The sequence below is a fragment of the Pedobacter sp. 22163 genome, assembly GCF_052045595.1.
In the GTDB taxonomy this organism is placed as follows: Bacteria; Bacteroidota; Bacteroidia; order Sphingobacteriales; family Sphingobacteriaceae; genus Pedobacter.
In genome coordinates this window covers 129,287-144,996 of the sequence record NZ_JBQEPM010000003.1, presented here as the reverse complement: position 1 = coordinate 144,996, position 15,710 = coordinate 129,287, and the positions used below count along the sequence as shown (strand labels likewise).

Sequence of the window (15,710 nt, the reverse complement as noted above, 5' to 3'; positions counted from 1 at the left end):
ATAGTAACCCTAAAACAGATATCAAAATGAAAAATGCATTCAAATTAGGCTTTTTAGCCCTAGCTCTATCTTTAACAGTTGCTGCTTGCGGCGAATCAGGTAAAAAAGCTGACGGTACTGATACAACAGTTACAGATTCATCAACGATTATTACTGATACAACTAAAGTTGACACCACTGTAAAGGATTCTACAGTAAAAGATACCTCTGTAAAAGCTACAACAACCACAGAAGAAGTAAAACACTAGTTTATTTTAACTATTTACACAAAAAAGGTCACGATTTTCACATCGTGACCTTTTTTATTTCACTTTAATGGGTTACTTTCTTAAGTTTTTTGTATAAATTAGTAATTAATTAATCTTTAGAACCAAACAAATTAAAAAAAATGAAAAATGCATTCAAAATGGGCTTTTTAGCTCTAGCTTTATCCCTATCCGTTGTTGCTTGTAAATCAGAAAAAAAAGATGGCACAACTGATTCATCTAAAGTTGATTCTACAGTTGTAGATACAACTGTAAAAGATACTACAGTAAAAGATACAACAGTTAAAGACACTACAGTAAAAGACACCACTAAAAAATAGTTTTAGCTATTACTGCAAAAGGCCTTGGAAATTCTAAGGTCTTTTTTATTTTATATTAATTTCTAGGAATCAAGACCTTAAAATCCATCAATTGTAGTAAATTTGCGGCAAAAATATAATCCGCATAATGAATTTAACATCACTACAAGCTATTTCACCAGTTGATGGCCGTTACAGAAAAACAACCGAAAGTTTAGCTGCTTACTTTTCTGAAGAAGCCTTAATCAAATACCGTGTTTTTGTAGAAATCGAATATTTTATCGCACTTTGCGAAATCAACTTGCCTGGCTTAGAAAATTTTGATAAAAATCTTTATGCCCAATTACGCAAAATCCACGAAAACTTCTCAGAAGTTGATGCCTTAGAAATTAAGGAAACTGAAAAAGTAACCAACCACGATGTTAAAGCTGTTGAATATTTTATCAAAAGTAAATTCGATGCGTTATCACTTCAGCACTATAAAGAGTTTATCCACTTCGGATTAACCTCTCAGGACATTAATAATACTGCCATTCCTTATTCTATTAAATTAGCTTTGAATGAAAGTTATTATCCGGCAATTAATACGCTGATCGAAAAGATAAATGCGCTGGCTACAGAGTGGAAAGACATTCCAATGTTGGCACATACACATGGCCAGCCAGCCTCTCCTACCAAATTAGGCAAAGAATTTTTGGTTTTCGCCGAACGCTTGGCCATCCAGGTAGAAAACTTAAAAAATATCCCCAATAGTGCAAAATTTGGTGGTGCAACTGGAAACTTTAACGCACACCATATTGCTTACCCTACAGTAAACTGGGTTAATTTTTCTAACCAGTTTGTTAACGAGACTTTGGGCTTAACACGTGCACAGCATACCACACAAATTGAACATTACGATCAATTTGCAGCTCAATGCGATGCTTTGAAACGCATAAACAACATTATTATAGATTTAGACAGAGATATCTGGACGTATATTTCTAAAAACTATTTTAAACAGAAAATTAAAGCCGGAGAAATTGGTTCATCGGCTATGCCACATAAGGTTAACCCAATCGATTTCGAAAACGCTGAAGGAAATGCAGGCATTGCCAATGCTTTGTTCGAGTTTTTCGCTGCTAAATTGCCAATCTCACGCTTACAAAGAGACTTAACTGACTCTACTGTTTTAAGAAACGTAGGCGTTCCTTTTGGACATACCTTAATTGCTATTAATTCCACGCTACGTGGATTAAACAAGATTTTATTAAATGAAACTGCTCTACATGCCGATTTGGACGAAAACTGGGCAGTTGTTGCCGAGGCTATTCAAACGGTCTTAAGAAGAGAGAATTACCCTAACCCTTACGAAGCCTTGAAAGAATTAACCAGAACAAATTCAAAAATCAATGCTGCAAGTATTGCTGAGTTTATTGAAGGTTTAGCAGTTTCTGAAGCTGTTAAAGTGCAATTGAGAACGATTACACCCTTTAATTATACTGGTATTTTCTAGTCAAATTAAATTGACGTTAAGCAGACAGCTTGAAAAGGTTTTATTAGTGAGTAATTGTTAATTTTGTTTATTCAAATTGATTAAGACATGACGATTAACGTATATACAGAACAGACTCCAAATCCAGCTACCATGAAATTCATGGTAAACAAGCTGTTAATAAATGGCAGTGAGGATTTTGCAACTAAAGAAAGTGCAGAACATTCGCCTTTTGCTAAAGAGTTATTTAAGTTCAACTTTGTTTCTGGTGTTTTTTTCGCCAGCAATTTTGTTACCATTACCAAAACAGATGATGCAGAATGGGCTGATATTGAAGCCATTTTAAAAGAATTTGTAAAGGGAGCTGTAGAATCTGAATTAAAAATTAAAGAAGCAACTACCGAAGAAGCCCCTGCTTTTGAGGGTACAGAAACCGAAATTAAAATTCAGCAGATTCTGCACGATTATGTACGCCCGGCTGTTGAACAGGATGGTGGTGCAATTACGTACAAATCTTTCGATGAAGGCGTGGTTACAGTAGAATTACGTGGTTCTTGTAGCGGTTGCCCATCTTCTACCATTACACTTAAATCTGGGATCCAAAACTTATTGCAGAGAATGGTGCCGGAAGTTACAGAAGTTGTTTCTGAAGCGCTTTAAAATTGTGCATTTTTCATAGTACATATAGTGAAAAGGTCCCGATGAGAATCGGGACCTTTTTTTTTTATTTAACCGATCCGTCGCCCTGAATTTATTTTACTGCGTAGCTTTCCGCTTCGCTACAGGTCAGGGTCGTTAAGATGCTGAAATAAATTCAGCATGACGAATAGCTTAAAAATACTGTTTAATCGCGGTTAACATTTCGGCAGTAAGTTTTCCATTGGTAGCCAATATCTCCCTTTTTTCAAAGTAATCATTTCCACCTGAGAAATCGTACACTTCTCCTCCTGCCTGCTGCACAATAAAACATCCAGCTGCAAAATCCCATTGCTGTAGATTGTATTCAAAAAAGGCATCGAAACGTCCACAGGCTGTATATACCAGATCTATTGCCGCAGCGCCAATTCGACGTACACCGTGGCTTTTCTGCATCATCTCAGTCAATAGTTTTATATACTGAGGTTGTTTATCAAACTGGTAATACGGAAAACCTGTTGCCAACAAACTTGAGCCCAGATTAGGATTTATAGAAACCTTAATTTCTTTCTTATTCATAAAAGCAAGTCCGCCTTTATACGAATAGAACATCTCTCCCCTATTTAATTCGTAAACTACACCAATTACAGGTAATCCATCTTCATAAAGCGCCACGCTTATACCGTAAGTCGGAATGCCGTGGATAAAATTAGTAGTACCATCCAAGGGATCGATTATCCAGGTATAAGTTTTACCTGTTCTATTGATGGTTTTCTCTTCAGTAATAAAACCGGCGCCGGGAATTAACTTTTCGAGGTTTTGAACCAGTTTCTGCTCTGCTGTTTTATCAACATAAGAAACCATATCATTTAACCCTTTGTATTCAATTTTCTGGGCATCGAATTGTATTGCTTCTTTGCGGATAAAATTTCCCGTAAGCCTTACAATCGATATTACTTTTGTGCACAGTAATTCGTAATTCATAACTATTTAACAGTAAAACGAGATGTTTATTGGATGATGAATAAACTTATAGATATTTAAGCCAGTTGATTTCTGTTCCTTAAAGCATAAGCACTTAGTGCAATACCACCAACAACAAGAAAGGTAGAAATCATTTCTGCCTGGGTAAAATACAAACCAAAAACATGGTATTTTGAGTTTACACGGATTAATTCGATGCAGAAACGCTCCATACCGTTCAAGATCATATAAATACCAAACATTAAACCTGGTGCTTTTATTTTATCTCTAATCTTCCATAAGAAAGCAAAAAGAATTAAACAGATAATTACTTCATAAATCGGTGTTGGATATACGCCTTGTGCCAGTTCGTTGCAGAATTTACCGCTACAACCAGGAATTGGAATGCCATCTCCTACTACATTATTCGGATATTTGTAAGACCACAACCAATCTGGCAACCAGGAAAATGGCTTTGGATTATGATTTGGGATACCCCAGTCACCATCGCCAGCTAAGTGGCAACCAATACGCCCTACAGCGTAAGCCAGCATCATCCCAGGGCCGCCAACATCAAGCATGTGTAAAGGTTTGATGCCATTTCTTTTTGCTATAATCAACACCGCTGCACCACCGCAAATTAAACCACCATAAAAAGTTAAACCACTAAACGATAATAAGCGCTCGATGGGATGTTGAACAAAATCATCCCAATACTCTAGGTTATCGAAAAACTTTGCACCTAAAAAACCCCAGATAGCCGCCCAAACAATCAGGTTACTCATGGTTTGGTATGGGTGGACGGTTACCTGTGTTTCTTTTGGTTTATCAAGCTTGTGTTTATTCTTTTCGGTGTAATCCCAATAAGCAAACAGCCCTGCAAAAAACAAACCACCAATTATATTTCCTTTGGTCGACATTAAAATCGACTGTGCATCATTTACAAAAAGTTTGTAGTTTAACAACGCATAAACCAATTTATAACCAATAACAAAGCCAAAAAGACCATTCATGATCAGCTCTGATGTAGTAGCAGGTTTGCCAACCACAATTGTTTTTTTAATTGGGTGGAGTATGCCTAATGCTTCCTTACGCTTAAGCTCTTTGGTGAAAGCCCAGTAACCAGCAACAAACGCCAGTGCTACAAAAACACCGAAAGTATTAAATGGAAGCGGTAAATTAATGCCGAACAAGTATTCTAAAAAATGTGAAACGGTAGGAAACATACAAATAATTTGTTGCGAAGATAGGAAAGAAAGACCAAAGCTGAAAGATTAAAGCGGAAAGCTTAAAGACTAAAGGAGAAAGACCAAAGCTCTTGGTTGAAAGGCCGAAAAAGCGTATAAAAATCTATTTTTTTTGGAAAAGAATGGTTCTGTATTTCATCGGTTAGTACAGCCCTGCTCTGCGCTTTACTCAACCGATTGAAAAAAATCGGGATTCGTGTTCGCTGCGATCAGGTTTAGTTAACTGATTGTAGTAGTTCTTATGGGGTATTAGGTATTAAAGACTGATTCCAAAAACAAGTCTTCCTTCTCCGTTCATTTGTCATCCTGAACGCAGTGAAGGATCTATCTTGTAACGGCAAAATATTTTATCAGCTAAGCGCTTTCAGCGGTTTAACTTTTCATAAGTAAAAGATTCTTCACTGCGTTCAGAATGACAGTAAAGGGTATTTGAACTGAAGACTTATGACTTCGGACTAAACTAATGATGCGCGTGAATCGTTTCCAATTCGGCTACTTCTACTTCTCCATCGGCAGTAATTTCTAAAAGCTTAACCGCTTTCAATTCATTTACCATAACCGGATCGTATTTTGCACGTACTTTTACATAGTTTTTAGTAAAACCATGCATGTAACCTGATTTCTGATCTGCCTCGAAAAGCACTTCAGCTTCGGTACCAATTTGAGATTCGTAGAAAGCTCTCCTTTTTTTATCAGATAAAATATGGAGCATTTTACTACGCTCATTACGCTCACTGCCCGCCACAACGCCTTTCATTTCGGCTGCAGCTGTTAATTCGCGCTCAGAATAAGTAAATACGTGTAAATAAGAAATATCAAGCTGATTTAAGAATTGATAGGTGTCCAAGAAATCTTCTTTCGTTTCTCCAGGAAAACCAACAATCACATCAACACCAATACAGCAATGAGGCATTACTTCCTTAATTTTGGCAACACGCTCTACATACAAATCTGTACGGTAACGACGGCGCATTAAACCTAAAATTTTATCAGAACCCGATTGCAGGGGAATGTGAAAATGCGGAACAAACCTTTTAGAAGTCGATACAAACTGAATGATCTCATTGCTCAAAAGATTCGGTTCAATAGACGAAATGCGGATTCTTTCAATTCCTTCTACCTCATCTAAAGCTTTAACAAGATCAAAAAATTTATCTTCACGCTGGCCGTTTCTAATTCCGAAATCGCCAAGATTTACACCGGTTAAAACAATTTCTTTAACACCGCTATCTGCAATCATTTTTGCACGATTCACTACATTTTCAATGGTATCGCTCCGGCTTGCACCGCGTGCTAAAGGAATGGTGCAGTATGTACAAGGATAATCGCAACCATCCTGTACTTTCAAAAAAGTACGCGTTCTATCACCAATCGAATAAGAGGCAATAAAATTATGGTTTACTTTCTCAATATTTTGCTGATGAATAAGGGTTTTTGGTTGTTTGGTTAAATCGGTAATATATTCTACTATCCTGAACTTTTCTGCAGCGCCTAAAACCATATCAACACCTTCTATTTCGGCAATTTCCTGTGGTTTTAACTGCGCATAGCAACCTACAATGGTTACAAAGGCATTCGGGGAATATTTTAAAGCTTCTTTAACAACTTTACGGCATTTTTTATCGGCATGCTCAGTAACAGAGCAGGTATTGATCACATAAACATCTGCCTGATCCTGAAATTCTACTACGGCATAACCCGCATCGGTAAATAAACGACCGATAGTTGATGTTTCGGAGAAATTGAGTTTACAACCTAATGTATAAAATGCGACCTTTTTCATTGAGGCTGCAAAGATAGGAAATTTGTTCGGACTTGTCGGTTTTGAGTTTTGAGAACTGACAAATTACAGACTATAAATTATTTGGAACGCATATAGTAGTACCATCCTTTAAACGCAACTCGTGCATTCCTTCTGGGCAGGCTTTTTTTTCACAGCCAGATAAACAGATACCTGAAACGAACAAAACAACTACAATAAAGCTTAATTTTGGCATGAGTATCGGCTATTTAGTTTGAGTTATATAATTTAATGCATTCCTTCACAGCTTCAAAGCTGTAACTATCATCTTTTTTAAATTTTTCTAACAGTTCGGGTTTGTCGCTTATTAAACTGTATAACCTATCCTTGCGATCATTGCGAGAACCGAAGATATGGTTGCTTTTTACCTCAAACAGCTTTCCATTTTCTTTACTGGCATACCAAACAATATCAACCTGATTATTACCACTTTGTCTGTAATATTCGAACAAATCAATTTTGCCTTTAACCAATCTTTGTAAAAAGTCCGGGCTCCTTTTATCCGGGCGTACTTTAACAAGATAATTTATCTCTTTTTCTACTTTATAAAATTCTTTGGTTTCGCGGATTGGAATTTTATTAAAACTGGTACCTCCCTCTGGCTTGAACCGATAAAAACCAATAAATTGTTTTTTTATTTCACCTTTTAAAGTGTCGTTTTTTGAATTAATCAGAAAATCCTGCTGAGCCTTAACCTGAGAAAAAAAAGGGCATAACACTGCGCAGCATAAGATAGAGCGTAAAAATAGTTTCATGAGTTTGATTTAAATCGACTAAAAATATTTAAAATTCGGCAAAATACCAATTACTGCTCCTGCCACCGATAACTTTCCTGCTCAAAACCTGCCAGATCTAACACCCGGCTAATTACCGTGCCAGCAACCTCTTCTATTGTTTGAGGCAAACTGTAAAAAGATGGATTAGCGGGACAGATGATTCCACCTGCTTCAGTTACAGTTTTCATATTGTTGATATGGATTAAACTGAACGGGGTATCTCTTACTACAGCTATTAATTTCCTGCGTTCTTTTAACACAACGTCTGCTGCCCTCGAAATCAAATCGTTCGATATTCCATGTGCTACCCTACCCAAAGTTCCCATAGAACAAGGAACGATAATCATGGTATCGTACTTTGCCGACCCTGAAGCAAAAGGGGCGTTAAAATCATTTTTGTTATAAAAGGTAAAGTCTTTAAAATGGTTATAATCCTGGTTTCCCAGTTCGAATTGCCAAACCGCTTTTGCATTGTCGCTCATCACTACACCAACAGCCTCGATCTGATCTCTTAATGTTAATAACCGGTCAAATAAAACTTTTGAATAAATAGAACCGCTGGCTCCTGTAACCGCAACAATCACTTTCTTTTTAATCATAACACAAAAATAGTTTTTCTAAATCTATTAAAACAAAAAAGGGCCAGAACATTGTTCTGACCCTACATCTACCTATGAAAAACATACCCTCGAAAGGGTAAGAACAAATATATATAAATTTTTAAAAAAATGTAAGTGAGAAATGTTAAATCGCTTAAATCAAACATTTAATTCGAAAACAAAATATAACTATCTGATTACCAAATAAATAATTTTACACAAAAACACATAAAAACTTTTTTTCTACTTAAAAAGACACCATTTTTAATAAAATACCGTTTAATATTGTCTTACAAATCAGTCATAATATCTAGATAAATACTTATTTTACCGTTAGGCTATCTATTTTTACACATTTACTTTACAATTTGTTGATTTTGATATAACATAAAACAAATTCGATTGCATAAAAATATTAAGGCGATTTTATAACTTATGCTCCCTGAATGAGTGTCCTTAGTAACCGAAGCGCAAACGAAATATTATTTACCATTTATAGCCCCCATATCATGAATGTTTAACCATGACACCAAGTAAGAGCATTAAATACTGACCTACAATTATTTACAACAACCCAGAAAAACAAAACACTTACAATTTATACTATTCTGTATGATAAATATTATATCATCCGTACAAATCGGTTGGTGATTAACTACTTAACGATTATATTTGGGAAAGTGTCAACTTAAATTTATGATAGATTTAGCCTCTCCTTTCTTAAAAGCACTGTTAAAACATTCTAAGAATCCTATAATCATTTTTAAAGTAAAACCGATATTGGTGGTGGTAGAGCATAACGATGCTTATCAAGCTTTAACAGAGCGTGTGGGAGGAAAATTAAAATTCTATGATATTAACATTGTTCCAAACCTCCTTTCTGCTGCTGAAAAAGTGCATCTGATTAAAACAGTTCAGAAAGTAAGCGAGCTTAAGGCAAAAAGTACATTGGTTATTCATCCCATTTATTCTAACTCACCAAACGTAAAATGGGAATTAGAATTTTCGCCGGTATTACAAAACGATCGCCCGGTTGAATATATCATCTGTTCATTAAGGGAAATTCCGCTGGATGAAAATGACCTTGAACATATTTTATTTGAACTTTCAGAAAGTGAAGCACGTTTTAGAGGATTTTTCGAGCAGGCCCCTCTGGGCATGTGCGTATTAAAAGGTCCAGAGCTTATTACAGAATATGCAAACGATAACATATTAAAACTTTGGGGCAAAACCAGGAAAGAAGTAATCGGAGTTGCGCAAGAAAAGGCACGACCAGAACTCGAAAAACAGCAAGCACTTGTAGCGCATGTAAAAGATATTTTTAAAAACGGCCAACCCTTAACAATCAATGAATTAAAAATTTCGACTCCTATTTCAGATGGTTATTTTATAGCTTTTTACGAGCCGTTAAAAAATGATAAAAATGAAGTAAACAGGATTCTAGTTATTATTAAAGATATTACGGAGCAGGTAAATTTTAAAAAAGAACTACTTAAAGCTAAAGACATTTTAAAAATAGCCATGGATGCATCAGAAATGGGTTCATGGAATATCGATCTGGAAAGCAAACAGATACTTTTATCTGAAAGGGCACAACAAATTTACGAACTGGAAAATAACAGGTTGGATATAGAAGAAGCTAAATCACTGATAAGTACGGAAGACATCGGGCACCTTACCAGTGGCATCAGACGCGCATTACATCACCGAAACGCTTTTAACATCGAATATCAAATTAATTTGAATGGCATAGGCGCTAAAAGAAAATGGTTAAGAACAGCAGGAAAAGCCTATTATAATGAACAAGGAAAAGCCGTTTATATTGCTGGAGCAGTTTTGGATATTACAGAACATAAACAGGACGAAATTAGAAAAAACGACTTTATAGGTATGGTAAGTCACGAGCTTAAAACTCCATTGACATCGTTAAGTGCTTATATACAACTTTTACAGCATAAATTTAAAGAAACTGATAACGACTTCACCATTCAGATACTTGATAAGGTAAATGTTCAATTAAAAAGAATGTCGTTAATGATTGATGGCTTTTTAAATGTATCCTTATTAGAAGCTGGCAAAATTTTATTGAACAAAACAAATTTTAGCCTTATTGATTTGATTAAAACCATAGCTGAAGAATATAGAATTGTTTTACCAAGCCATTTCATCCAGGTGATTGGTACGGAAGAAATAATTATAAATGCCGATATGGAGAAAATTGGCAATGTGATTACTAACCTGATTGGAAATGCAGCGAAATACTCAAAAAAGAACTCTTTAATTGCAATAAAATGCGAAACACAAAAGGGCCAAGTAATTGTAAGTGTGGAAGATGAAGGCATTGGCATTAGGGAAAATGATATACCCAAACTTTTCGACCGTTTTTACCGCGTAGACAGCCCTGATACTAAAACAATTGCAGGATTTGGAGTTGGCCTGTATATCTGTGCCGAAGTAATTGAAAGGCATCAGGGTAAAATTTGGGCAGAAAGCAAATTGGGTAAAGGTTCTACATTTTATTTCAGCCTACCTACTACAAATGACCAACAATAATATGTAATGTTAATTTGCTTGGGTATGTGAACTAACCTCTTATTTCTTCCATTTCTAATTTAACGTTAACCGCTACCAAACCATGTTTACGTAATTCTATTTCAAAAATTATTTTCGAATTTATATTAATTTGATCAGATAAATTATCTAATTGAAAGTGAATATCCTGGCCATTTTCGTCAATAATGATTCCATGTCCATATTCAAAGTCAATCTGAGTAACGTCTCCCTTCCTCATATCACCCATTACAGAATATTTTTTTATAAATAATAGGCAATTATAGTCATTTTACGTATAATTAAAAATACATAAAATTATTTTTTGTATAATTATTAGTTATAGCATATACCTTTTATTATTACTAAAACGAATTAATAGAAGAAAAGTGGGCAATTTCGACTTAATTTTAGTTATGATTAAAATGTCACTTATTTTTATTTAAACAACTGTTTTACAAATTGTTATTACAAATAAAAAAACCTATTTTTATTGAACCAAATCGAGCTTGTGCGTGTTATTAACTGAATTAATCATCCCAACATGAAAAATCTCATCCAAACTCCAAGCATTAAAGAAGAAATCATCTTATTATCTGAAGAAACAGATCGAAATTATTGGGCTAACCGTTTAGGCGTAAGTTCAGAAGCTTTGAAATCAGCAGTGAGGGCAACAAGAAGCATTATGTTAAATCAAATTATAGCTTATTTAAACCAGCAAAAGAAAAAAATAATCATTTCCTGATTTACATCAGCGAAAGAAAGCAATGTAATTAGATTATTTAATTACTCACATAATCAAATATACATTTATTTAAATAGCTAAATGCGTTATAAGAATAGAGTTATAGGTAACTGTTTACCTGCGGTATCTGTGCCAAACCCTATACCATTTTTTGTTATTGGGATAACTACGGTGCGAGGTTCTGTTGTTGACAATAATGGCCACCATTAAAAGGATACAAGCACCTGATAATACTGGACTTAGCACGTATAAATAACCCAAAGACTGAATTTTGGCAGACCCTATATTGGCAATTAGCGCAGTTGCTCCCCCTGGGGGATGCAGGGTCTTCGTGATCTGCATTAATACGATAGATAGTGAAACAGATAATGCAGCGGCCAACCAAACTTCGCCTGGAATAAGCTTATGAACGGTAACACCTACTATGGCACAAACCAGGTGGCCGCCGACCAAATTTCTCGGTTGTGCAAGCGGACTATTGATAATACCATAAATGAGTACAGATGAAGCCCCAAAAGAACCGATTAGAAATAAATTATCGTTCGCGGTAAAGTATTTAGAATTAAGTAACCCAATAATACCAACCCCTACAAAAGCGCCTATAAATGTCCAAAAGTGTTCTTTAAAATCGATTAAAGTTTCTTTGTAAACGATGTATTTTGCTGTGCGAAGGTGCTTTCTTATCCGTTTTCTCATAACCTGTACTGGAGCGCGTGCAAAATTAGCAAAATATAAAAGGGAAAAGAGAAAGCTTTACAAATAAAAAAGGGCTGAAAAATTAATTTCAACCCTTTAAATGATTATTATTTGTGATTTTATTTTTGAGACTGTTCAGGCGCTTTTCCAATCAGATCCATAAACTGATCTAACTTAGGTGTAATAATGATCTGTGTACGTCTGTTTTTCGCTTTCCCTCCTGCTGTTGTATTATCAGCAATTGGATTAAACTCACCACGTCCGCCTGCTGTTAAACGCTTAGGATCTACAGCATATTTAGTCTGCAATACCTGAACCACTGACGAAGCACGCAAGGCACTCAAATCCCAATTGTTGCGGATATTAGTCTGCGCAATAGGTACATTATCGGTATTACCTTCAATCAAAACATCATAGGTATCGTAATCTTTAATGATTTTAGCAATTTTGTTTAAAGTTTCCCCCGCTTTATCGGAAACTTCGTAACTACCTGATTTATACAACATATTATCGGCTAAAGAGATATAAACTACGCCTTTAAGCACCTGTACATCAACATCTCCCAATTCTTCTTTACTTAATGATCTCGTCAAATTATTAGTCAACACCATATTAAGTGAGTCGCTTTTATTTTTAGCATTTACCAGTTGTTTGATGTATTTATTCGAACTGTTAATTTCATCAACCAGTTTCGAAATATTAACATTGCCCTGGCTACTAGAATTTAAACATTTGTTCAAAGCATCCTGCAATGCAGTTACATTGGCTTTTTCTGAGGCAATCTGTTCTTCTAAACTTTTAACCCTGCTGGTGCTGCCGCTAAGCTCGCGTTGGCTATCCTGGTATTTATTACTTAACTCCTGGTTCCTTTCTCTCAACTTTGAATAGGTGTCCTGAAGTTCTGCATATTTCTTATTGCTTACACAACCGGCTGCAAGCGCAATGGCAAAGAGCATTATGGGAATTGATTTGTATAATTTCATAATCTTATTTTTATTTATTGATAATAGGTTAACAAATTCCTTGCCGCAAAGTTCAATACTGGCCTGAACCGATGTTAAAAAGCGTTAATCTTTACCGAATCGAAGCTAGCCAAAGCTTTATACGCTCTTAATCCTATACTACCAGATTGATATTGACTATCTGTTGCAGAAAGAATGGGCTTTGCCGACCCGTTTATAAAAACATTAAATTCATCTCCTTTCGCCACTATCATTAAGGTATACATTTTGTTCATTTCAACAGGATATTTCCCTGAACCTATAACGGTCCATTTTTGCCCGTTAGCTTTCCCTAGCAGTACCTTTCCATTGAGCTGGTCCAAACCCACATAATACCCTTGGTAAGCATCGGCACCAATTGCCGGATTAGAAACCCTGAACATTAAACCTGCATCGCCGGCTGTATTGATTTTAACATTTGCCTGATAGGTAAAATCTTTAAAATCTGTTCCATTAGCTACATATTTGGATCCATTTATGCCATAACCACCAGAGCCTGCATTTGATGCAGAATTAACCGCTCCATCTTTCCAAAACCAGCCACCGCCATAAAAAACCCAATTATTGGCCATTCCATGATCAAAATTTTCGACCAAAGCCTTATTTATTTTTTTGGGCAAACCGATCACAGGAAAACAGCTTAGGCGTATATTTTCAGAGCCATAAGGTACCAAGGTAACTTCTTCCTGTTTTTCGGTTGAGGAAATTGGACTAAAAGGCACATCAAAAGCAGCTACTTTGTTGTAGCCCAGCGTCCATAAAGGGATCTTTTTTGCCTGAACCTTTAATTTAACTGGTGCATTCGCGGCAATAAAAGGATTTTCGGGCATAGCAGCGTTCACCACGCTAACGTTGCTTAAATTACCTTTATCTAATACTAAGCCATAATTCCATGCCGATTCCGGATGAATTTCGTAATCTGTAAAGCCAGCAACCGGATGTGTTTTGATTACCTTATTTGCTGCCTTAATTTCTAATGCATACACAATAGGCCCACGTTCTACACTAATGGAATTGTTTACTTGAGCCTGAGTAGTAATTTGCATTGGGAAATTCAGTTCTAATTGATCCTGATTTTTCCATTCGCGGGAAATGGTAAACATTTCACCAGCTTTTACTCCTTTCAATATCGTTCCATTTAATTTTATGCTTGGTTTTACACTCCATGCTGGGATTCTTAAAATCAATGGAAAGGATGTAGAAGTGCTAAGCCCAACCTTTAATCTGATTTGTTCTTCGAAGGGATAATTGGTTTCTTCGGTAATTTTTATTTTTTTATTGTTGGCTACTACAGTTTCTATTTCCATTGGGCCATAGGTAATTACTGCCAAACCTTTATCAGGGGTAGCCACTACACTACTTTTCACAAAATAAGGCCAGCCCATGTGCATATTATAGCGGCAGCAGCCAAAACCTGAATATGGACTAGAAACAATGCCTGAACCATAATCCTGATTAAAGCCATGCTCACCCTGAATGCTTTGAACCTGGTTAGGTAATGTATAATATGAATGGTTTTTAAAATCGCGGCTGAACTGAGCTGGCAAAGCATTAAAAGCTACTTTTTCCAATTGATCGCCAATTCTTGCATCATGAATAACCTTTGCCGCAGTTTCTAAACTCTGCATCCATTCTACCACTGTACAGGTTTCTACTCCTTCTATACTGCTTGTACCCGCCAGGAATTCAGTTCCTGATCCTAAACCTTCTGGCTGGCCATGGTCGTGCATAATATGCGCTATACCTTTGGAAAGTGCTTCAAGATTAGAAGGACGATCTTGAAGTTGTGCATAAAGCACTGGAAATTTTAAGGCTTGAGCTACATTAACCATATGTTTTGGCTGAAAATCATCACCAAAAAAGTAAAACCCGTTGTTGCTATAAATATCGATCCAAGGGTATGCCTGTTGTTTTAACTTTTCTACTAGTCGTAATAAATACTGATCGCCGGTTTTATTGTAAAGCCAAATGGCTATTTCCATATTATCGCCTGCTCTTGATTTACCCCACTCCTTTAATGGGTCGCCATCAAGATTGGCCAGTTCATATTTGAAATATTTTGACAGAAAAGGAATTACCCTTTTATCATTTGTGGCTTCATAATAGCTTTGCAAAGCATACATCATGGGCATACGTGGCCACCAATCTTTCATTTTCGGCGGGCCGAATAATCCGTTGGCTTGTTGATTGTTTAGAGTCCAATCGATATACTTTTGTGCTTTCGCTTTTAGCATAGGATCATCTAAGGTATAAGCCAATGCTACTAAACCTTTAACATAATATGGTACCCGTTCCCATCCATTTCCATCGCCTCCCAGCCAATCGGAGTTTTTGCCCAGATTATCTTTCTCCGGGTATAACTCTTCTGCCATTCCCGTTGCCCCATCTCTTTGTTGTTCCAGTTGCTTTAACAACCATCCTTTGGCTTTAATACTTCCTATGGGCAATTGCACATAAACATGCTGTTTTAAGGGGGCTTTGTTGAATTCAGTTAAATTCTGGGCATTTGAAGTATGAATAGATAGACAGGAAACCAGAAAATAGATTGAGGTAAATATTCTTTTCATAAAGGGATTATTGGTTAGATAATATTTTATAAAACTAATAAATATGAGCGAATATTAAAACGATTTAGTAAGCATATACTCAAACAATTC

General features: G+C 36.0%; 15 protein-coding genes. 6 read left to right on the top strand and 9 right to left on the bottom strand.

What is annotated here, in order from left to right; translation table 11 throughout:
- The first annotated feature begins 26 nt into the window (after positions 1-26).
- The 4 genes from ACTJKN_RS09050 (at position 27) to ACTJKN_RS09035 (ending at position 2,699) form a co-directional block, all read left to right on the top strand.
- A complete protein-coding gene (locus tag ACTJKN_RS09050; protein WP_440824257.1) occupies positions 27-248 on the top strand; it encodes a hypothetical protein in 222 nt (73 codons plus the stop codon).
- A 140-nt stretch (positions 249-388) separates the two neighbouring features.
- A complete protein-coding gene (locus tag ACTJKN_RS09045) occupies positions 389-586 on the top strand; it encodes a hypothetical protein (protein ID WP_440824255.1) in 198 nt (65 codons plus the stop codon).
- Positions 587-713: 127 nt separating this feature from the next.
- Positions 714-2,060 carry an adenylosuccinate lyase gene (gene purB, locus ACTJKN_RS09040; protein WP_440824253.1) on the top strand — a complete coding sequence of 449 codons (1,347 nt, stop codon included), beginning with the start codon at positions 714-716 and terminating at the stop codon, positions 2,058-2,060.
- An 87-nt stretch (positions 2,061-2,147) separates the two neighbouring features.
- A complete protein-coding gene (locus tag ACTJKN_RS09035) occupies positions 2,148-2,699 on the top strand; it encodes a NifU family protein (RefSeq protein ID WP_057934267.1) in 552 nt (183 codons plus the stop codon).
- Between the two features lie 171 nt (positions 2,700-2,870).
- Here ACTJKN_RS09035 and ACTJKN_RS09030 read toward each other — a convergent pair whose 3' ends face one another.
- From ACTJKN_RS09030 to ACTJKN_RS09010, 5 genes are all read right to left on the bottom strand, one after another.
- Positions 2,871-3,659: an inositol monophosphatase family protein gene (locus ACTJKN_RS09030; protein WP_440824251.1), complete on the bottom strand. Its 789-nt coding sequence runs from the start codon at positions 3,657-3,659 to the stop codon at positions 2,871-2,873.
- Between the two features lie 56 nt (positions 3,660-3,715).
- A complete protein-coding gene (locus tag ACTJKN_RS09025) occupies positions 3,716-4,864 on the bottom strand; it encodes a prolipoprotein diacylglyceryl transferase (protein ID WP_440824249.1) in 1,149 nt (382 codons plus the stop codon).
- A 481-nt stretch (positions 4,865-5,345) separates the two neighbouring features.
- Complete coding sequence (gene mtaB, locus ACTJKN_RS09020; RefSeq protein WP_440824247.1) at positions 5,346-6,668, bottom strand: tRNA (N(6)-L-threonylcarbamoyladenosine(37)-C(2))-methylthiotransferase MtaB; 1,323 nt, start codon at positions 6,666-6,668, stop codon at positions 5,346-5,348.
- Between the two features lie 227 nt (positions 6,669-6,895).
- Complete coding sequence (locus ACTJKN_RS09015) at positions 6,896-7,441, bottom strand: hypothetical protein (RefSeq protein ID WP_440824245.1); 546 nt, start codon at positions 7,439-7,441, stop codon at positions 6,896-6,898.
- Between the two features lie 50 nt (positions 7,442-7,491).
- Positions 7,492-8,061 carry a UbiX family flavin prenyltransferase gene (locus tag ACTJKN_RS09010; RefSeq protein ID WP_440824243.1) on the bottom strand — a complete coding sequence of 190 codons (570 nt, stop codon included), beginning with the start codon at positions 8,059-8,061 and terminating at the stop codon, positions 7,492-7,494.
- Positions 8,062-8,757: 696 nt separating this feature from the next.
- Here ACTJKN_RS09010 and ACTJKN_RS09005 point away from each other — a divergent pair.
- Positions 8,758-10,614, top strand: coding sequence for an ATP-binding protein (locus ACTJKN_RS09005; protein ID WP_440824241.1), 1,857 nt, complete (start codon positions 8,758-8,760; stop codon positions 10,612-10,614).
- 31 nt (positions 10,615-10,645) lie between these two features.
- On the opposite strand, the gene ACTJKN_RS09000 is transcribed toward ACTJKN_RS09005, so the two are convergent.
- A complete protein-coding gene (locus ACTJKN_RS09000) occupies positions 10,646-10,861 on the bottom strand; it encodes a cold-shock protein (protein WP_440824239.1) in 216 nt (71 codons plus the stop codon).
- Positions 10,862-11,155: 294 nt separating this feature from the next.
- Between ACTJKN_RS09000 and ACTJKN_RS08995 the strand changes: the two genes are divergently transcribed.
- A complete protein-coding gene (locus ACTJKN_RS08995; protein WP_440824237.1) occupies positions 11,156-11,356 on the top strand; it encodes a DUF3606 domain-containing protein in 201 nt (66 codons plus the stop codon).
- Between the two features lie 114 nt (positions 11,357-11,470).
- On the opposite strand, the gene ACTJKN_RS08990 is transcribed toward ACTJKN_RS08995, so the two are convergent.
- The 3 genes from ACTJKN_RS08990 to ACTJKN_RS08980 all read right to left on the bottom strand — a co-directional run bounded on the left by ACTJKN_RS08990 (position 11,471) and on the right by ACTJKN_RS08980 (position 15,620).
- Positions 11,471-12,052, bottom strand: coding sequence for an HPP family protein (locus tag ACTJKN_RS08990; protein ID WP_440824235.1), 582 nt, complete (start codon positions 12,050-12,052; stop codon positions 11,471-11,473).
- Positions 12,053-12,171: 119 nt separating this feature from the next.
- Complete coding sequence (locus ACTJKN_RS08985; RefSeq protein ID WP_215128017.1) at positions 12,172-13,035, bottom strand: OmpA family protein; 864 nt, start codon at positions 13,033-13,035, stop codon at positions 12,172-12,174.
- Between the two features lie 74 nt (positions 13,036-13,109).
- On the bottom strand, positions 13,110-15,620 hold the full coding sequence (locus tag ACTJKN_RS08980) for a beta-L-arabinofuranosidase domain-containing protein (protein ID WP_440824232.1): 2,511 nt from the start codon (positions 15,618-15,620) through the stop codon (positions 13,110-13,112).
- Positions 15,621-15,710 lie beyond the last annotated feature (90 nt).